The organism is Moraxella ovis, from assembly GCF_900453105.1.
GTDB classification, from domain to species: domain Bacteria; phylum Pseudomonadota; class Gammaproteobacteria; order Pseudomonadales; family Moraxellaceae; genus Moraxella; species Moraxella ovis.
The window spans coordinates 791,051-810,095 of the sequence record NZ_UGPW01000001.1; the positions used below are offsets into that span (position 1 = coordinate 791,051).

20 protein-coding genes and 2 riboswitches are annotated in these 19,045 nt (G+C 45.2%); of the genes, 8 read left to right on the forward strand and 12 right to left on the reverse strand.

From position 1 onward, the window contains the following. Positions 1 to 111 precede the first annotated feature (111 nt). Positions 112 to 756, reverse strand: coding sequence for an endonuclease III (nth, locus tag DYD54_RS04005; protein WP_063514959.1), 645 nt, complete (start codon positions 754 to 756; stop codon positions 112 to 114). 223 nt (positions 757 to 979) lie between these two features. Here nth and DYD54_RS04010 point away from each other — a divergent pair, with 223 nt between their 5' ends. Next, positions 980 to 1,579, forward strand: coding sequence for a 4'-phosphopantetheinyl transferase family protein (locus DYD54_RS04010; protein WP_063513841.1), 600 nt, complete (start codon positions 980 to 982; stop codon positions 1,577 to 1,579). A gap of 111 nt (positions 1,580 to 1,690) precedes the next feature. Further along, the gene (brnQ, locus tag DYD54_RS04015) at positions 1,691 to 2,983 is read left to right on the forward strand and encodes a branched-chain amino acid transport system II carrier protein (protein WP_063513842.1); all 1,293 of its coding nucleotides are present in this window, start codon (positions 1,691 to 1,693) and stop codon (positions 2,981 to 2,983) included. A 116-nt stretch (positions 2,984 to 3,099) separates the two neighbouring features. On the opposite strand, the gene gcvP is transcribed toward brnQ, so the two are convergent. The 4 genes from gcvP to gcvT form a co-directional block, all read right to left on the reverse strand. Beyond that, positions 3,100 to 5,964 (reverse strand): aminomethyl-transferring glycine dehydrogenase, encoded by a 2,865-nt coding sequence (gcvP, locus tag DYD54_RS04020; protein ID WP_063513843.1) that lies wholly within the window; start codon positions 5,962 to 5,964, stop codon positions 3,100 to 3,102. A 228-nt stretch (positions 5,965 to 6,192) separates the two neighbouring features. Next, a complete protein-coding gene (gene gcvH / locus DYD54_RS04025) occupies positions 6,193 to 6,573 on the reverse strand; it encodes a glycine cleavage system protein GcvH (RefSeq protein WP_063513844.1) in 381 nt (126 codons plus the stop codon). Positions 6,574 to 6,582: 9 nt separating this feature from the next. Beyond that, positions 6,583 to 7,035: a hypothetical protein gene (locus DYD54_RS04030; protein WP_063513845.1), complete on the reverse strand. Its 453-nt coding sequence runs from the start codon at positions 7,033 to 7,035 to the stop codon at positions 6,583 to 6,585. A gap of 3 nt (positions 7,036 to 7,038) precedes the next feature. Then, positions 7,039 to 8,133: a glycine cleavage system aminomethyltransferase GcvT gene (gcvT, locus tag DYD54_RS04035; RefSeq protein ID WP_063513846.1), complete on the reverse strand. Its 1,095-nt coding sequence runs from the start codon at positions 8,131 to 8,133 to the stop codon at positions 7,039 to 7,041. A gap of 140 nt (positions 8,134 to 8,273) precedes the next feature. Next, a riboswitch (glycine riboswitch) is annotated at positions 8,274 to 8,377 on the reverse strand. 19 nt (positions 8,378 to 8,396) lie between these two features. Further along, positions 8,397 to 8,532: riboswitch (glycine riboswitch) on the reverse strand. Positions 8,533 to 8,650: 118 nt separating this feature from the next. Here gcvT and DYD54_RS04040 point away from each other — a divergent pair. The 5 genes from DYD54_RS04040 to rplI all read left to right on the forward strand — a co-directional run bounded on the left by DYD54_RS04040 (position 8,651) and on the right by rplI (position 10,941). After that, on the forward strand, positions 8,651 to 8,971 hold the full coding sequence (locus tag DYD54_RS04040; protein ID WP_063514960.1) for a YcgL domain-containing protein: 321 nt from the start codon (positions 8,651 to 8,653) through the stop codon (positions 8,969 to 8,971). 148 nt (positions 8,972 to 9,119) lie between these two features. After that, positions 9,120 to 9,605 carry a hypothetical protein gene (locus tag DYD54_RS04045; RefSeq protein WP_063513847.1) on the forward strand — a complete coding sequence of 162 codons (486 nt, stop codon included), beginning with the start codon at positions 9,120 to 9,122 and terminating at the stop codon, positions 9,603 to 9,605. Positions 9,606 to 9,802: 197 nt separating this feature from the next. Continuing rightward, positions 9,803 to 10,204: a 30S ribosomal protein S6 gene (rpsF, locus tag DYD54_RS04050; protein WP_036362029.1), complete on the forward strand. Its 402-nt coding sequence runs from the start codon at positions 9,803 to 9,805 to the stop codon at positions 10,202 to 10,204. A 16-nt stretch (positions 10,205 to 10,220) separates the two neighbouring features. Further along, complete coding sequence (gene rpsR, locus DYD54_RS04055) at positions 10,221 to 10,448, forward strand: 30S ribosomal protein S18 (protein WP_036362032.1); 228 nt, start codon at positions 10,221 to 10,223, stop codon at positions 10,446 to 10,448. Between the two features lie 16 nt (positions 10,449 to 10,464). Beyond that, the gene (rplI, locus tag DYD54_RS04060) at positions 10,465 to 10,941 is read left to right on the forward strand and encodes a 50S ribosomal protein L9 (RefSeq protein WP_046698015.1); all 477 of its coding nucleotides are present in this window, start codon (positions 10,465 to 10,467) and stop codon (positions 10,939 to 10,941) included. 41 nt (positions 10,942 to 10,982) lie between these two features. On the opposite strand, the gene DYD54_RS11730 is transcribed toward rplI, so the two are convergent. From DYD54_RS11730 to DYD54_RS04075, 7 genes are all read right to left on the reverse strand, one after another. Beyond that, a complete protein-coding gene (locus DYD54_RS11730; protein WP_063513848.1) occupies positions 10,983 to 11,369 on the reverse strand; it encodes a hypothetical protein in 387 nt (128 codons plus the stop codon). A gap of 402 nt (positions 11,370 to 11,771) precedes the next feature. Continuing rightward, positions 11,772 to 11,942: a lipase family protein gene (locus DYD54_RS11735; RefSeq protein ID WP_256594026.1), complete on the reverse strand. Its 171-nt coding sequence runs from the start codon at positions 11,940 to 11,942 to the stop codon at positions 11,772 to 11,774. Beyond that, a complete protein-coding gene (locus tag DYD54_RS11740) occupies positions 11,939 to 12,607 on the reverse strand; it encodes a hypothetical protein (protein WP_063513849.1) in 669 nt (222 codons plus the stop codon). The genes DYD54_RS11735 and DYD54_RS11740 overlap by 4 nt, the downstream gene beginning before the upstream one ends. A 69-nt stretch (positions 12,608 to 12,676) precedes the next feature. After that, positions 12,677 to 13,111 carry a hypothetical protein gene (locus tag DYD54_RS11745; protein ID WP_063513850.1) on the reverse strand — a complete coding sequence of 145 codons (435 nt, stop codon included), beginning with the start codon at positions 13,109 to 13,111 and terminating at the stop codon, positions 12,677 to 12,679. Continuing rightward, positions 13,090 to 13,383 (reverse strand): hypothetical protein, encoded by a 294-nt coding sequence (locus DYD54_RS11750; RefSeq protein WP_228703595.1) that lies wholly within the window; start codon positions 13,381 to 13,383, stop codon positions 13,090 to 13,092. Before DYD54_RS11750 ends, DYD54_RS11745 begins: the two co-directional genes overlap by 22 nt. Positions 13,384 to 13,551: 168 nt before the next feature. Beyond that, positions 13,552 to 14,514, reverse strand: coding sequence for a tetratricopeptide repeat protein (locus DYD54_RS04070; protein WP_146740119.1), 963 nt, complete (start codon positions 14,512 to 14,514; stop codon positions 13,552 to 13,554). Positions 14,515 to 14,662: 148 nt separating this feature from the next. Then, positions 14,663 to 15,988, reverse strand: a complete 1,326-nt coding sequence (locus tag DYD54_RS04075) for an MFS transporter (RefSeq protein ID WP_063513853.1) — start codon at positions 15,986 to 15,988, stop codon at positions 14,663 to 14,665. 146 nt (positions 15,989 to 16,134) lie between these two features. On the opposite strand from DYD54_RS04075, the gene DYD54_RS04080 reads away from it, so the two are divergent. Further along, complete coding sequence (locus DYD54_RS04080; RefSeq protein WP_256594027.1) at positions 16,135 to 18,978, forward strand: autotransporter assembly complex protein TamA; 2,844 nt, start codon at positions 16,135 to 16,137, stop codon at positions 18,976 to 18,978. Positions 18,979 to 19,045 lie beyond the last annotated feature (67 nt).

The window sequence follows — 19,045 nt, forward strand, 5'->3', positions numbered from 1 at the left end:
GAATCGGGTGGTTGTTAACTGCTAATATGCTTCTGCCCAATTAACAACCAATAATAAAAAACGCAAGCGAATGTCTTGCGTTCTTTGTTTGACGTATTTAGCATGAACCAATCAAAGTCCCGCCCATTTTTCTTTGTCTTTGAACATGCATTCATCAAACACCACACACGCACCGCACTTGGGGCTGCGCGCCATGCAGGTATAGCGCCCGTGCAGGATGAGATAGTGGTGAGCATCGACCAGGAATTGGGTGGGGATGCGACTCATCAGTGCTTTTTCGACCGCTAGGACGGTCTTGCCAGTGGCAAGCCCTGTGCGGTTACCCACTCGAAAAATATGCGTATCCACTGCCATCACAGGCTCGCCAAAGGCGGTATTTAGCACGACATTGGCTGTTTTACGACCGACGCCTGCCAAAGCTTCAAGCTCCGCTCTGGTGCGTGGCACTTGTCCGTTGTGTTTATCCAGTAGGTCTTGACAGGTCTTGATGATGTTGACCGCCTTGGAATTATAAAGCCCGATTGAGTTGATGTAGCTTTTTAGTCCATCGACGCCCAGATCTAAGATTGCCTTGGGTGTGTTGGCTACCTTGAACAGCTTGTTGGTTGCGATATTTACGCTCTTGTCGGTGGCTTGGGCGGACAGCATGACCGCGATGAGTAGCTCAAAATCCGAGGAATAATTCAGCTCAGTCACAGGTTCTTTGATGTGTTCGGACAATTTTTCAAAAAAAGCTTCGCGTTTCGGTGCTGACATCGGGCGCGATGGCGGTGTATCGGCCGTCTTGGCGGTGGAGAGTTTATTGGTTTTAGGTTTTTTGGTGGTTTTGGTCTTTTGGATTTTAATGATGGAATCTGTAGAAGTCATGGCTGTTTGGCGGTCGAATAAGTCGAATAATAAGAAAAACAATAAATGGCTAGACAATCAAAAGCTGATATTATAGCATGAAATCTCTATATGAATTAAGGCGGTGCTAACAATGATTTATCTGCATCATGCGCCACTGACGCGCATCCTAAGCTTGGTCCCTAGACGCTTGTCTTTAGATGACACAAAGGCCATCAGAAGCTATCGACATGAATTATTAAGTCAATTTTGCAAGCTTAATGACGCGCCTGTGCCTGCATATGGCAGGGATGAATTGGGTAAGCCAATCTGTATCAACATCCCAAATCTGTCATTTAACCACAGTCAATGCCCTACCGATTATGCGCTGGCTTATAGCCTTGATTTGCCGAACGTTGGTGTGGACATTGAGCATACCAGCAGGGTGCTGAACTTTGAACCTCTAGCCAGACGTTTTTATCACCCGGATGAGATGGCAAGATGGCTAAACAGTGGAGATATCACGGAGTGGTTTCGTATTTGGACGATTAAGGAAGCCGTGCTCAAGGCATGCGGGCTTGGCATGCGTATGACGCTGAGCGAATTAAACGCGCAATTCATCAATGATCATCAGGGTGTAGTCAGTCATGAGCGAATCGGTGCGTATCGCTTCGAGTGCGTACAGGTGGATGGTGCGATGATTACGGTGGCATACCCAAGCGAATATGGCACGCAGGATTGGCAATGGGCTTAAAAGTTTGCTATTTTTAATATTTATAAAAAATTATTATAATAAAAATAACCGATGTGTTTTATGGGTAAACATTGCTAAAATAATGCGTTTTTATTAATTTAGATGTGCGTTATGAACAAAAATACCCTAATCATCGGCTTTATGCTCTTTGCCTTTTTCTTTGGCTCGGGCAATTTGATTTTTCCGCCCAAATTAGGCTTTGAGAGCGGGCAGTTTTTCACCCCTGCCATTTTGGGCTTTATCCTAGCGGGTGTGGGCTTGCCGTTGGTGGGCTTGATGATTGGCTCAAAATATGAGGGTGGTTATCAATCTGCTCTTGCCAAGATTCATCCTTGGTTTTCAGTGGCGTTGCTATCGGCGATTTATTTGACCATTGCTCCGTTTTTTGTCATTCCACGCACAGGGGCGGTGGCGTATGAGATGGCGATTGTACCGTTTGTGGATGCGCCAAGCTGGACAAATCTACTCATCTTCACCGTGATCTATTATGCCATCTCGCTGTGGCTATCAATTAGCCCTAATAAGCTTGTTGACCGTATCGGCTCGGTGTTAACGCCTGTGCTACTCGTTACGGTGCTGGCTCTTATCGTGATGTCTTTTGTAAAATTAGGCGGTAATCCTGCCAGCATTGCCACAGACGGCTACCAAGGTAAGGTGTTCTTTGCTGGATTCTTGGAGGGGTATAATACCATGGACATGATTGCGTCTGTAGCGTTCTCGGTGGTCGTGATGAGTGCCATCAGCCAAAAAGCAGGCAAGGGGGCAAATCTATTCGCTGAGACCACAAAGGCAGGTCTGATCGCCACGTCTGCGTTGGCACTCATCTATCTGTCGCTAGGCTGGATTGGTAATCATTTGCCCATATCGGCAGATGAGCTGACGCAAGTCGCGGACAAAGGGCAGAACATCGGTACGTTTATTTTGAATAAATCGGCAGTACTAGGCTTTGGTTCGGCAGGTGGCGTGGTGCTTGGATTGATTGCCTCTTTGGCGTGTCTGACCACGACTGTGGGGCTGACGGTGTCAGCGTCTGAATATTTCCATGAGACTTTCCCTAAGATTGGTGGCATCAACCTATCCTATAAGGCTTATGTTATTATCTTTACTCTGATTGGTTTTGTGCTTGCCAATCAAGGCTTGAGTGCGGTCATTAGCAAATCCATCCCTGTGCTATTGGTGCTGTATCCGATTACCATGACAGCGCTAATTCTATTGGGTCTAAACATCATCAAGCCCTTACCCATCATCGCCAAGCGAGTCAGCTTAGCGCTAGTTACGGTCGTGTCAGTATTGTCGGTGGCAGGCGTAAGTATTCCTTTAAAAGAATACTCTATGGAATGGCTTCCTTTTGCCATTGTAGGTTTGATTGTTGGTTTGGTGTTTGATAAATTAATGAAAAGATAAGTCAAACTAAAAAACACCCAAAGTGATCTGGGTGTTTTTTTTATTGCTAAATTACTAACAGTACCACAAGAAAATACCGCCCAAAAGAGCGGTATTTTTGATTTGATGATTAACAATCAATCTTCATAATTATCAATACTCGGACAAGAACAAATCAAATTCTTATCCCCATACACATCATCCACACGCCCCACGCTCGGCCAGAATTTATGAGCCTTGATATAGGGCAGGGGGAACACCGCTTCTTCACGGCTGTATGGGTGCGTCCATTCGCCTTCCGTTACCACAAAGGCGGTGTGTGGGGCATTGACGAGCGGGTTGTCGTCCGCCGTCCAACCGTCTGTTCCTGCCTTGACTTTTAGGGCTTCTTGTTTGATTTGCTTCAATGCCGAGACAAAGCGGTCAAGCTCGTCCACGCTTTCGGACTCGGTTGGCTCAATCATGAGCGTACCTGCCACAGGGAATGACATGGTCGGAGCGTGAAAGCCATAGTCCATCAAGCGTTTGGCAATGTCGGTTTCGCTAATTCCTGTCTCTTCTTTTAGTGGGCGAATGTCCACGATACATTCGTGAGCGACAAAGCCATTTTTGTCCGTGTACAAAATCGGATAGTCATTTTCTAGTGATTTGGCGACATAGTTGGCGTTCAATAAGGCACGTTTTGTCGCTGATAGCAGACCGTCCGCCCCCATCATCGTGATATACATCCACGAGATTGGCAAAATGCTTGCCGAACCATAAGCGGATGATGACACCGAGCCTTGACCGTCAGGGGCATTCATCACGCCTGTTACGCTGTGGCTTGGCATGAATGGGGCAAGGTGCGATTTTAGACCGATTGGACCCATACCAGGACCACCGCCACCATGTGGGATACAGAAGGTTTTGTGCAGGTTCATGTGTAGCACGTCCGCCCCCACGTCCGCAGGTTGCATAATCGCCACTTGGGCGTTCATGTTCGCCCCGTCCATGTACACCTGTCCGCCATGCTTGTGGATAAGTTCGCAAATATCACGAATGCCTTCTTCATACACGCCATGCGTGGACGGATAGGTAATCATCAAGGCACCCAAACGCTCGCTGTACTCTTCACATTTGGCTTGTAAATCCGCCACGTCCACGTTGCCTTTGTCATCGGTTCCCACCACCACGACTTTCATGCCAAGCATTTGGGCGGTTGCAGGGTTGGTGCCATGTGCCGAGCGTGGGATTAGGCAGACATCACGTCCGCTCTCGCCACGGCTTTCATGATAACGGCGAATGAGCAACAGCCCTGCATACTCGCCAGACGCACCAGAGTTGGCTTGCATACTAATCTCATCAAAGCCTGTGATTGCTCGCAGTTGGGCTTGTAGGCTTTCAATCATCTCATGATAGCCTGTTACTTGCCCTTTTGGGGCAAATGGGTGAACATTTGCAAACTCATTCCAGGTAATCGGCAACATCTCGCTTGTGGCGTTTAATTTCATTGTGCAAGAACCGAGTGAAATCATAGAACGGTTCATCGCCAAATCCTTATCTTCTAAGGATTTAAGATAGCGGAGCATTTCGTGTTCGGTGTGATAGCTGTTAAAAGTTGGGTGCGTGAGAATGTCATCTGTGCGAAGTAGTTCGCCCAAAATCACTTCTGCTTTGTCAAGCTCGCCTGTCGCCCCAAAAATTTTGCACAATTCATCAAATTCATCTCTTTCGGTCAATTCATGAAATGACACAGAAATGCCGTGATTGTCATGCTTCCAGAGATTATAGCCTTTTTTGCTGGCAAGGGCGTACAGCTTGTCGGCTTGTTCTTGATTGTCAAAATCCACAAGCACAGTATCAAAAAACACGTCATGACGTACGTTTAGCCCTGCCGATTTTACCGCCTTGGCAAAAGCGACCGCTAGGGCGTGAATGCGTGCGGCAATGCGTTTTAGACCGCTCGCCCCGTGATACACCGCATACATACCTGCTAGGTTGGCAAGCAACACTTGGCTTGTACAAATGTTTGAGTTGGCTTTTTCACGGCGGATATGTTGCTCTCGGGTTTGCAGTGCCATGCGCAGGGCGGTGTTGCCTTGTGCGTCTTTTGACACGCCGATGATACGACCAGGGGCAGAGCGTTTGTCTTTGTCTTTAAAGGCAAAATAGGCAGCGTGCGGGCCCCCAAAACCCATTGGCACGCCAAAACGCTGAGTGCTACCAAGGGCAATGTCCGCCCCCATGTCGGCAGGGGATTTAAGCAGTACAAGGCTCATGATATCGCTTGCGACAATGGAATATGCCCCTTTTTCTTTGACGTTTGCGATAATATCGGTCAAGTCCACCACGTCGCCGTCTTTACCAACGTATTGGAAAAACGCCCCAAAAAACTCGCCATTTTTGGCAACGTCAAAATCGCCCACCACCACATCAAAACCAAAATATTTGGCACGAGTACGAATGACATCAAGGGTCTGCGGATAGGTACGCTCGTCCACAAAAAAGGCATTGGATTTTGATTTGCTCACACGTTTTGCCATTGCCATGGCTTCGGCACTCGCAGTTGCTTCATCAAGCAGACTTGCCCCAGCAAGCTCCATGCCCGTTAGGTCAATGCACACTTGTTGGAAATTTAGCAGGGCTTCTAGGCGACCTTGGGCAATCTCGGCTTGATAAGGGGTGTAGGCGGTGTACCAGCCAGGGTTTTCTAGCACATTTCGCTGAATCACCGCAGGCAGGCGAGTGGGCGAGTAGCCTTGTCCGATATAGCTTTTGGCAACCGTGATTTTGTCCGCCATACCACGCAGTTTGGCAAGGGCTTCATGCTCGGTTGTGGCACTTGGCAAATCAAGCGGACGGTTAATGCGTACCGACTGGGGAACGACCGCATCAATAAAGGCATCAAGATTTTCAAAACCAACGGTTTTTAGAAGTTTGGTTTCATCGTCTTGTTTGTTGCCCAAATGACGCTCCACAAAGGCGTTTTGGTTAAACAAATCATTAAAGGTGTTTAAGGTCATGATAGAATCCTTATAATCAAGGTTGGGAATTTAATAAAAAATAGCACTTTGCAATGAGATTTTTTATTAAATTGGGCTTGAAAAGAGTGCATATCACACACCTGTTCTGAAAATTACCTCAAAACGGTGTGTTATACGCATTCTACTTTTGCAAGCTGTTTTTAAATTTGTAAAATCCAAAAACAAATCCAAGCATAAATCATCATGACTTACACTTGGATTTTTTACTTACAGGCTGTTTTCGTACTCGTCCGCAGTCATCAAGCCGTCATAATCAGCAGCGTTAGTAGGCTTGACTTTAAAGAACCACGCTTTGCCGTATGGGTCTTCGTTGGCAAGCTCTGGTGCATCTACAAGCTCTTCGTTGATTTCTACGATTTCGCCTGCGATTGGGGCATAGACATCACTTGCTGCTTTGACCGATTCAACAACAGCGATTTCTTGGTCGGCTTCTACAACAGCACCCACTTCTGGCAATTCTACAAATACCACATCGCCAAGCAAATCTTGGGCATGGTCGGTAATGCCAACGGTGATGATACCGTCATCTTCTAGCTTTAGCCATTCGTGGCTGGCGACATATTTTAGTTCGCTTGGGATATTGCTCATAAAAAACTCCTAATTTTGGGGGGTTAATAAAAAACTTAAACAACAACCAAATATAAAATAAGAAATCCAAATAATTGAGTACATTATAATTATATGTTGATTATCTGAAATAAATCCAACAACAATACCTAATGTACCAATAGAACTTGACAATAAATATAGGGTCTTTGGTATTTCAATCAATGTTTTATCAATTGCTTTTTCAAGAAAAGGAAGGCCTTCATTCATATTTTTAAATATTCTATCGAATAGAGTTAACAATCCTGCAATAATAATTACAGCAAAACAGGTAAACATAAACTCTTTTAACGTAAGATTATTTATTTTTGAGAATATGAAACTTTCTAAACCTTTCTCGTCTTGAAAAAAATTACTTATAAATACACTAATAAGAAAGAATATTGCAGATTGTACCAAGCAAGTGAACAGTTCGACTGCAATAAAACTTACTTTATTTTTCATATATCAATCAAACTGCTTTTTACCATTTCTCACAAACGGCAATTTTAATACACGCACGTCCACTTCTTTGCCACGCATGATGACTTTGGCAGTCTCGCCCTTAAAGTCGGCAGGGACACGAGCGATTGCGATAGATTGGTTAAGACTTGGGGAGAATACGCCACTTGTGGTCATGCCATTGCCATTATCGGTAACAACTTCCATACCTGCACGCAGTACACCGCCTTTGGCAAGCAATAGACCGACTTGGCGGACTTTAACACCGTCATTTTTTAGGGCGACAAGGGCGGATTTACCAACAAAATCACGGTTTTCATCTTTTAAATCCACCGTCCACGCCATACCTGCTTCAAGGGGGCTGACATCGTCCGTCATATCGTTGCCGTATAGGTTCATACCTGCTTCCATTCTTAGGGTGTCTCTTGCCCCAAGTCCGCATGGGGCGACACCTGCTTTGACAAGCTCATCAAAAAATCCAACCGCTTCATCTGCTGGCATGACCACTTCCACACCGTCTTCGCCTGTGTAGCCTGTGCGAGCGACAAACCAATCACCGCCTAAGTCCACACCGACAAAGGGTTTTAGAGTGTTTACTTTCTCCGCCCATTCAGGCTTAACGGTCAGTAGCTTGGCAATGGCGTTTCGCCCTTGTACAGCAAGCATGGCGACATCATAGCGGGGGGCGAGCGTTACGCCAAAGTCATTACCAATTTTGGCAAAGTGAGTAGAGTCTTTTTCACGGGTTGCCCCGTTTGAGACGATGCGATAAGCGGTCTCGTCTTCGTTCATGCGATAGACGATTAGGTCATCGATGACGCCGCCTTTGTCGTTTAGCATGCCAGAATATAAAGCCTTGCCGACAAAGGACAATTTAGCAACATCGTTGGCGAGCAGTTTTTGTAAAAAGGCTTTGGCGTTGTCGCCCGTTACGTCTGTAACTAGCATGTGAGAGACGTCAAACATCCCTGCGTCTGTCCGCACGGCGTTGTGTTCGTCAATTTGTGAGCCATAATTGACAGGCAATTCCCAACCGCCAAAATCCACAAGTTTGCCATTATGGGCGGTGTGAGCGTCAAATAGGGGGGTGCGCTGTGTCATGAGTGTGTTTCCTTATTTATAAAATTAACCGATGTAAATTAACTTTTGGGATTAAGATGATAATCACAAAAGTTAATTTACCCAGCAACTTCAAAATTCCTGTAAAATTCATTCCATTCATGCGATAAAACGAATTTCAACACACCCCATCTGTCCTGATACCTGAGATTTTCGTAATTCAAAAATTACTTCTTCCCTTCGGTGTTGCCACTTAAAAAATGGCAAGCTCTCCAGAGTGGTTAGCTTGTCTTTAGATAGATAAACTAAGTTTTTCAGTCCTTTTACCTGAGCGATTATAGGGGTTTTAAGATTGCTTTTGCAATTTTCAACATTACGCCTTCGGTGATTATGCGCCGATGCTTGCGATAAGCTGCGATAATTCTCTCCTGAAAAACACCTTTATTATGAAAAATAATGCTACAATTTACAAGTAAAATTTTTGGCTTTTTGTAAAATAATTCCGCAAAAGCCAAAATCGGTGAATTTTCTTTAATTGTATCAAGACGTGAGTGACGTTATGCATTGTGATGTTTATAAATTTGCAAAAAATGAAGACTGGTACGTTTATATTGCTCGCCCAGATTATCCTAATGACACCGATGAGATCAAGGATTGGTTAGGCGTGCTGCCCGCCGATATTCGTAAGAAATTAGGCTTGGGAACTTTTGTCATGCATTTGGATCTAAGCGCTCGCGATAAGTTAGCCCGAGCTGATATCAATGAAGTAAAGGCAAAGCTTGCCGAACAGGGTTATTATGTCCAAGCGCCACCTGCCGATATTTTGGTAGCGCAAGCCATGGCAAAAGCCAAAGCACTACAAGATAAAAAATACGATTAATATCAATTAGTTGCAATAATTTTCGTGGCAGAATTATGGGCAGGTAAGGCATCTGTTTTGTGGTGATTTTGTTAGCTATTGTTGTCGGAAGATAATTTTTTGGCAAAATTGTGGTAAAATAACAGTAGTTTTTTAAGAAGTTATTTGTATGGAATGGATTAAAAACCTGCCTTTAGACTCAATCAGTGAGAGTTTGGCGACTTTTTTGATTTGGTGGACGAAGCTCGTTGATGGCGTGCCTGATGCACAGTTGCCTCTATTAGTTTATGTTATCGCATCCTTGATTGTATTGTTGCTTTGGATGTTGTTTGCGCGTATTTTGCCGCGTGGCATTCGTGGTATTAGCCTAGCATTCGTGGCGGCGGTGTTGTTGGCACCTGGTAGTGCAGAAGGTGAGTCGGGTGCGCTTGCCCCTGCGATTGTGGGTGTGTTCTATGCTTTATTAATGAAAGACTTTGCGGGCATGGTGTCAGCCAGTTTGCCGATTCTTGCAACCTTTGCGGCATTTTTGGTGATTGGTGCGATTTGGCAGATGCTACGCAGCGTCATCGAAAGTGACGCCGCCAAAAAAGAAGAATTAGCACGTATCGAAGCCCAAAAGCAGCTCATGGCTGATTCTGAGCAGGTGAATTAATTCGTGAATACATAAAAAAGTCGCAATGTCGGCTTTTTTATTTAGTGATGTATCTATAAATATTCGGCTGTAGCGCATATTTAGCTTGAAAATTTTAAATTTTTGTGTATAATATGCGCCTTGTGATTTTTATTCAAACTCACATCTCCTTGCTATCATCATAAGATGGTGGCTGTTTTAATCCGTAGGGAGTCCTTATGAGACATTATGAAGTGGTGCTACTGGTTCATCCAGATCAAAGCAACCAAGTTGCCGACATGGTAACTAAATACCGTACACTAGTAGAAGAAAATGGTGGTTCTAACCATCGTTTAGAAGACTGGGGTCGCCGTCAATTGGCTTACCCAATCAATAAAATCCACAAAGCACACTACGTGCTACTGAATATCGAATGTGATGAAGCAACTCTAGCACAGCTAGAAGAGCTATTCAAATACAACGATGCGATCATCCGTAGCCTAGTTATCCGCCGTGACAGCGCCATCACTGAACAATCGCCACTGGCGAAAGAAGCAGAAGACAAGCGCACTCGCAAAGCCAACCGTCGTAACGACGTTCGCACTACTGAAAGTGAGAACGGCGCTGCTGACAGCGAATAATTTAAGGAGATAACTCATGGCACGTTTCTATCGTCGTCGTAAATTCTGCCGTTTCACAGCTGAAGGCATCACTCACATCGATTTCAAAGATGTAGAACTTCTAAAGCAATACATCAGCGAAAATGGTAAAATCGTTCCTAGTCGTATCACTGGTACTTCTAACAAATACCAACGTCAGCTAGCCGTTGCCATCAAACAAGCTCGTTACTTGGCACTATTGCCATACACCGACAATCACAAGTAATTAACGGAGAAAAATCATGCAAGTTATTCTATTACAGCGTGTCGTTAATCTTGGTAAACTTGGCGAGACTGTTGAAGTAAAAGCGGGTTATGGTCGTAACTACCTAATCCCACAAGGCAAAGCGCTACCTGCAAACGAAGCGAACATCGCTAAATTCGAAGCACGTCGTGCAGAGCTAGAAGCTCAAGAAGCTAAAGAGCTACAAGAAGCTCAAAAACGTGCTGACGCTCTAGCAGATGTTAACGTCATCATGCGCGCTAAGTCTGGCGACGAAGGTAAGCTATTTGGCTCTATCGGTACTCGCGACATCGCAGACGCATTGACTAAGTCTGGTCTAGAAGTTGACCGCGTTGAAGTTAAACTGCCTGAAGGTCCATTCCGTCAAGTAGGTGAGTACAAAGTTACCATCCAACTTCACCACGACATCTCTGCAGAGATCTTGGTTACCATCCTATCTGAAGATGCACCAGCTGCTGAAGAAGATGATGAATAATCATTGATTAATAAAAAAACCCCGAGAATCTCGGGGTTTTTTTATTCTATCGTAAGCGAATCTTGTAAAAGCTCTGTAACTTCCTCTGAAATTTCCAAATCTTTCAAAGCTTCCGAATTTTCTAAACCATTTAGGCTTTCTGATTCATTTAAAATATCTAATCTTCCTGATTCTTTTGTAATTTCCAATTCTTCTAGATCATCCATATTCTGCTCGGCAGGTGCTAAGCTGTCTTTTGGTGATTCAGGCTTATTTGCATTAGGTCTGGGTGTATCAATCTCTTCGTGTGGAATTTTGCGCAGTTGTAGGATGGTTTTTGGGTTTTCGTGAATATTGTGTCTGCCTGTGATGATGGTCTCGCTATTGACATTTTCAAGATGCGAGCTGGTATAAGGCACGATACCATCCGACAGATCTCCAGTGCGCACAGTAGCGTCATCGTTCGATGCCAGACCTTGATGATCACCAACGATGGTGTGATAACGAATACCATCTTTGATGTTGATATAGGCGGTTAATTTAACAAAGGCAGAGCGATCAGAAAGCTGATCGGCACCGTTTTGTAGGTACAGCGATCCTAATAGGCTGTTTTCGATATTGTCTTCTACGCCGATGTTTGCAATGGTTTCGGTGATGCTTTTGGTCAGATTAAGCGGCAGGCGAATGACATGACGTGCTGCACGGGTAAACCATCGGTCGGCATAATCCGTTCCGCGAAATGGCGCTGAGATAAATACAGCAGTACCGACCTGTGGCAGAGATCTTAGCGTGAATCTCTCGCTTAACTCATCGTTATAGGCCTTGGTGAGCAGTCTAGAAGCGGCGAGATTTTATTTGTGGCTCATCGCTAATTCATCGGTGTCGGTTGCAGCTTTGACGGTGTCTTCGATGATTTCGCTGTCGGACGGGTCTCTATTTTCTAATGTGCTAAGTTTTGGCAAAAGCTCATCATCGGACAGCAGCATCCTTGAGATAACACCGCCCATGCTGTGTCCAATCAATATCGCGTTCTGGCTGGCAGGATTGGTGCCCGTTGGATCAGTGTTACTGAAACTTTGATTAATGAGCTTATGGATTTGATAGCGGTTTTCGAGGATGGGTAAGTTCTTCGCATAAAAGACCTGCTACACTGATAATTGTCACGCAGAATAGGATCTGCAAGCAGATTGTTGGTTAGATTCACCCAAGTGGTAGGACTGAAGGCGAGCTCATGAATTATGATGATAACTTTTTGATTTGGGTTGTGTGGTGATAACATGAACAGCTCAGGCATCTTCGCGCTATCTTTTTTGGCGATCATGTTTAATAGACTGGCACGTTGTAGGTTATTCTCTGACAGCCATGTCGCATAGGTGGATGAGAAGCTGGTAGAAAGTGGATAGCTCTTACCCAGAATGTTCACTTCCTTAGTGGCATAAGGGTCAAAAAAATACGCATCAAATTCATCAGCGAGCAAGGCATCCTTTAATGTATTGCCCTTTGGGGTGATGATGGCGGTCAGTAGCAGATGACCCATCGGGTGAATTTGTGATTTGATGTCGTCATTATCCGCGTCCGCACTGGTGGTTAGACTGCTTAATGTCGGCGCGCTGTATCGATCTTGTAGTGAACCAACAAAGCCAACACCAATACCTGAGCGCGTACTATTCACCTGTAAATCTGTCAAGCGATAATCATAAATTGAAATAAGATCTGACAGTGCACCGACCTTGGAATTCTGTAGGTCGTGCAGCTCTTAGTGTTCTTTGGCGATATTTAGGTTGAGTGTTTGAGTGCCGCCATCTTTACTCTGAGTGGTAAGCGTAGAGATGTTGATTTGATTGAATGTTGGATTGTGCTGGTTTTTGTTTTGTTGATCGGCGTCGCCAAAAGCACCATCTTGCTGCTTATAGACCTCTTGGATGAGTGCGTTTACTGAGACGTGGTAGAGGTCTTGGGCGCGTATGTTGCTGTCAGTGATGATGGGTGGTTTTTGGGTGTTTTGGTTGGTGAAGCTATCAAAGAATAGATAGCCATAGCTAAAAGCGATGGTTTTGTACAATGCATCGCGATAGCCTTCAAGGCAGTCTTTGCGTGCTTTGGCTTGAGCCTGCTTGGCCTCTTCGTCAATGGGTGCATTGGCGTAATAGTCATCGATGGGCGGTCGATTTAAGGCAGGTTTGCACTCCATTTTTCGGTCAAATGCAATGCTTGCGTGTAGTGTAATTCTGCCAATAGTACCAATCCTTCACGGTCAAATTGATCACCAAAGAAAGCTGAACCTAAATCGTTCAAACAAGAATCAAAGTCCGCCATGTAGCTGTCTTGGGTCAGACCCGAAACTAATAATATTGAATTAGATAAGCTACTAACCCTAGGCGTGGTCGTGATGTTATTACGTGTGGTCTCAATGATGCGCGCTTGCATCTGCTTGGGTGAGGTAAGGCTTGCACACCCTGTCATGATAAGGGCGCCCAAGCTAAGTGTTAATGCTGATTTGGCGAGTTGTTTTTCATAAATTTTAATAAAAACCGATTGGCCGGTTTGTGTGTTTTGTAAAATAAAAAATCCGTCTTCGGTATGATACCCAAAGACGGATTGGTGTGTAAAGTATTATTTACTGCTACACGTTTATTCTTGGCTGACTGGCTTGATGTTCAACGGCGTTTTGTCGTTAGAGCGCCAGATATAATAGCCGCCTTCTTCGATGATGCGGAGTTGCTCAGCGATTTGGGTGTTGTCAGGGTGCTGTGCTTGTAGTTGTCTTAGGCGGTTTAGTGCGCCTTCTTTGTTGTCGGTCAGTAGGTCAGACTGAGCAAGGCTTTGCTCTGCTTCGGTGTAACCTAATGAGGCTGCTTTTTCTAGGTATTTTTTACCTTCATTAAAGCCGCCTGCCTCACTGATCATCATGCCAAGTAGGAAGTTGGCTTCAGGGTGCTCTGGGTTTAGGCGCAGGGCTTTTTGCATGTGATTAGATGCGCGAACAGAGTATTCTGCGCCGACGTTTAGGTTGCGAGCGATGCCGTTAAGTTTGGCTGCACGCAGTACCACATCAAACGAAGCGTCAGGCGCGCTGGCATAGGGCTCAATCCAATCAGCCAAGTGCTTCACGTTCTGAGTAGATAGATATTCAGTGGTTGGATTTGGGAAGCTTGGCGGATAGTGGCGTGCATTCGGCGATACCACAGTAATGAATTCATCCATGAGTGTGGTGTCTAGCAGAATCGTACCCGCTTTGTTGGCAGGGGTGTGAACGGTTGGAACGTTCTCAACGCCGCTTACCGATACGGCAGGTGTTGGCAGACCTTTGATGGGTGATGTCAGTAGGTCAGCGGCGTTATTATTAACGATCTTGGTTGTGATCTCGCTGCGCATCTTTGGGCTTTGAGGAGTGCTGACACCTGCGGTCAATTGCTCAACAGTTGGCGTATCTTCTGATACAGCTGGTGCTTCAGCTTTGGGCGCTGCTTTTTTTGCCGGTGTCTTAGCGGTTTTGGTGGTTTTTGCCTTGGTGTTTTTGGCTTGGGCGTGAGCCTGTGCACTGCCAAAGCCTAATAAAGTTAGACTTAGAGCCAGAACGGTAAGTTTTTTCATGTTGATGTCCTTAATAAACGCTAAATAATAAATTTTGCCAATCATAACAGATTTATCTTAATAAGTTCATAAATTTTTTCACAGTTTTTGGTGGCAAAATGTTGCTTAGTTGTAACTTTAAAACATGATCCACTAAGCAGATCGATACTCATAATGGCAAATCGTTATTACTTGGGGTCATGGTGTTTAGGTATTTTTTAAGTTTTTTGTATAAAAAAATTCCAAAGATGGCATTTAGAACGCCTGTGATCAAAAATAGCTGCGGCAAGCTTAATTTTAACATTGTCAAAATGATGATCGAAAATACCGCCGAGCCTACCATAAAGATGGCGTTAAAGATGTTATTCGCGCCAACGACACGCGAACGGTGGCTGACCGGTGCGTAAGCTTGCATGAACGCATACATGGGGACGATGTACACGCCACCGGCAAAGCCCAAAAAGAACAAATCAGCAAACACACGCCAAGTGCCATCCATGTCCATTAGCGCACTGATGCCGTAAGGGGTGCTTGGTGCTTGAATGGTGATGCTTGATAATGACAGATATAGGTCGATGGCAAATACGCTAAGACCTAGAATACCGATGGGTAGCAGCTTTAGGCTGACTTGGTTTTTGGTTAGGGTTTTGCATAGCAGTGAACCCAATGCCGTGCCCATCGAGAACAGCGTGAGCAATAAGATAACCACTGACTCATCGCCATGAAGGATGACTTTGCTAAATTCAGGCGTCTGAGTTAAGAAGGTTGCACCATAAAACCAAAACCAACTATTACTAATAATCACAAAGAACAGCAAGGGCAAGCTGTATAAATATTTAATAATATCAAAGCTGGTACTAAAGATGTTCCAATTAATCGCTAAGTCTTTGGCTTGCGGGGTAGTCTTTGGTAGGTGTCGTGAGGCGATGTAACCAAGGATTGCCACAAAGAGTGTCGATACGATGAGCCATAAGGTTGAATGATCAAGCTGCGTTAGCACGCCGGCCGCCATCATACCGGTTAAGATGGCAAGGCTGGTACCGGTTTGGAATAAGCCATTGGCGCCGACCAGCTCATCTTTGCGCATGGCTTCTGGCAGATAGCCGTATTTGATGGGCCCAAAAAAAGTCGATTGTGTTCCCATCAGGAATAACGCCACGAATAACAACCAATAAAGCTCAAACCAAAACCCAATCGCCGCCAACGCCATGATGCAGATTTCTAGCAGTTTGACGCCTTGAGTGAGTTTGGATTTTTCATATTTGTCCGCAATTTGTCCCGCCAACGCCGAGAATAGGAAGTATGGCAAAATAAACAGCAATGCCGCCAAATTATTCAGCAGGCTAATCTCCATGCCCATCTTGGCAGCCGCGACATAAGTCAAAATTAAAATCAATGCCTGCTTAAAAACGTTATCGTTAAATGCGCCCAAAAACTGCGTAAAAAACATGGCGCTAAAACGGCGATGCTTAAATAGAGAAAATTGCGAAGCCATAGAATAAATGGTTGTTAATATTGATTGGTTTGTTATAATAGCAGGTATCTTTATTTTAAGCTTTAATTTTTAAGAAATTTTTACATCTTTTTGATGTCTATGGCGACAATAAAAAACCACGATTTCAAAATCAAAAGGGCTACATGATGGCGATGGCAAACATCGGACGACCGAGCGTGAACCGCATAAAATCTGTGCGTACGGCAATATCTGTGTCAGTACTGATGGCATTGTCGTCTTATGCGTCGGCACAAGTTGCCATCCTCGAACAACCAGCCAATCCAAATCAGGGCGCGAATACTAATGGTGTAGCAGTTAATGCATCAGATGAGCAATTGGGCAATCAATCCAATGACAAGTCTGCCGCACCGACTCTCATCGATCAAAAAACCATCGAATCTGCACAGCTTATCGCAGAAGTGCCACTCTATACACCCGCGCAAATTGAGGCAAGATTACAAGAGGCCAACCAGCAAAACACCCTGATGGTGCGGTCGTCAAATGTCGATCTGATCTCAAGAATTGATCAAGAAAGTACGCCAATGGGGCTTGATGTCACTGCCATCACTAAGATTCCAACGCCTGATACGCTGCGGACGCTAGGCATTAACGAGGAGGGTGAGCGCACCGGAGGCATCGACCCAACGGCATACATCCCAGAATATGAATATGTCGAGAGCGATGGTGCTACCGAGGTGGTGGTTGAAGAGGAAGAAATCAAGCGCCCGAATGTCGCCAAACGTCTGTATAATCGACTGTTTAATGACGGCGTAGAAGCAGTAGCACGAGTAGAGGCTGAGTTTTATCAAAATAATACGCCCATCATCAGCAATACTGAATCGCGTGCCAAAGTCACCAAAATTAACAAGTCTACTCTAAAGCAAGAACCCTTTGCCAACATCAAGGCTGCACTAGAGGACATCACTGCTGAGAGTATTACAGACTTTAATAGCGCATTGCCGCGACTTCGTCAGACGGCGGATTCGGCAGCGCGTGCGGTAGGTTATTATGATGTGGACATGCAGATTACCAAGGTTGGTGCTGGCAAAGTTAATGTGATTATTAACGACATTGGCGAGCCTGTACGTGTCGCAACTCAAGTGCTTGAAGTGCGCGGAGAGGGTGCTGATAACCCATCTTACCAAAAGGCGATGAACGATGCCAAGCTAAACCAAGATGAGATATTCCATCATGGTAATTACGAAGCGGCAAAATCGAGCGTCCTTGATGTGAGTGCTGAAGAGGGTTATTTTGATGGTAAATGGCTGAATAATTCAGTCGATGTCATCTTGCCTGATAGCGTTGCCGATGTCAGCTTGGTCTATGACAGCGGCAAGCAATATGAATTTGACGAGGTGGTGTTTTTTACCTTTGATGATGAGACGGGTAAGCTGACCACTGATCCTGCCAAATTGCCCGTTAAATCAGAGCTACTAAAAAAACTTGTCACCTTTAATATGGGTGATGCCTATAACCGCACCGCTGTCCGTAATTTAAGTAATAATCTGCTCGCGACAGGATATTTTAATGCGGTGAATACTGAGCTGGTGCTGCCAAGCCCTGAACCTGCTAGTAACGAGGTCGCTTTTGAGAGTGCGGCGAGCAATTCTGACGATGCTGGTGAGATTGTCGATCTGGGCGATGGTGTAAGCATGGAAGTGACGCCGATTGAATTTACCACTTCTGAGGTCATTCAAGATAAGCTTGCGCGCGTCACCCAAAAGGCTCAAAGGCTATACAGCATGCCCAATGATCGCCTGCTGGTGACTGACACCCGCAAAAAATCGCGCAGCATTCTAGGGCGCATCAGTGATGCGGTGAGTAGTGTGGCGAAGATGATTTTGCCTGATGAATCGGCGGATGAATTAAACATTCCTGAAGATGTAGAATTGCCAGTGTTAGAAGGACGTAAGTCTCGGCAGGATGTCTATGCTGATAAGAAAGTGCCACTGTATATATTCGTGATGTCAGATAAACCAAGAGATGCGCAGATCGGTATGGGTTGGGGTTCTGATAGCGGTGTGCGACTCATTACCAAATTTGAGCATAATCTCATCAATAAAAGCGGCTACCAAGCAGGTGCAGACGTTCGTTTCTCGGAAAATAAAAAAGGTCTAAGCTTATACGCCACGAAGCCAATGAGCCATCCTTTAAATGATAAATTGCGGGCCTTTTTGAGTTATGACCAAGAGAAGATTGGCGGCACCTTGGGCTTTGATCTAAGCACAAGAACGCTGCAACATGGCATCAGCCGCAATATCATCAGAGAATCAGGCTGGAACAGAAGCTATTCATTGCGTTATCGCTTGGATGAGCTTGAGACGGGCGCACCTGTTGAATCTTGGGAAGATTTGCCGGTGCGATTCATTGATGGTAAGCCAACCCAAGAAGCGCTGCTGGCGGGCTTTGCGATCAATAAAACAGTTGCGGATAATCTGGTAAATCCGATGCGAGGTTATCGTCAGAATTATTCGCTTGAGGTCGGTGCCAAAGGCGTGATCAGCGATACGAACATGGCAATCTTGCGCGCAGGCGTGGGCGGTGTCTATAGCTTTGGTGATAATGCTTATGGTAAGGATCGCGCCCATCAAGTGATTGGTAGTCTCAATGCTGGCTATCTGTGGTCGGATAATTTTGATGATGTGCCATATAAGCTGCGTTTCTTCGCTGGCGGCGATCAGAGCATTCGCGGCTATAATTATGAAAGTCTATCCCCCATCTCAGATAAAGGCTATCTGACAGGCGGGCAGGCACTGGCTGTGGTAAGTGGTGAATATAACTACGAGGTACTCAATGGACTGCGTGTGGCAGCATTCGCGGATGTGGGTAACGCCTACGATAAAAACTTCAAGAACGAAACCAAAATCGGCGCAGGTCTTGGCATTCGATGGGCGTCACCGGTTGGGCAAGTGCGGGTTGATGTGGCGACAGGCGTCAAGGAAGAAGGGCGCCCGATTAAGCTGAATTTCTTTATCGGAACGCCATTTTGATGCATGGTTGAAAAACTAGGCGTCTTATGGTTTAATGGCGCGTTATTTTGACATTTTTGATGATTTT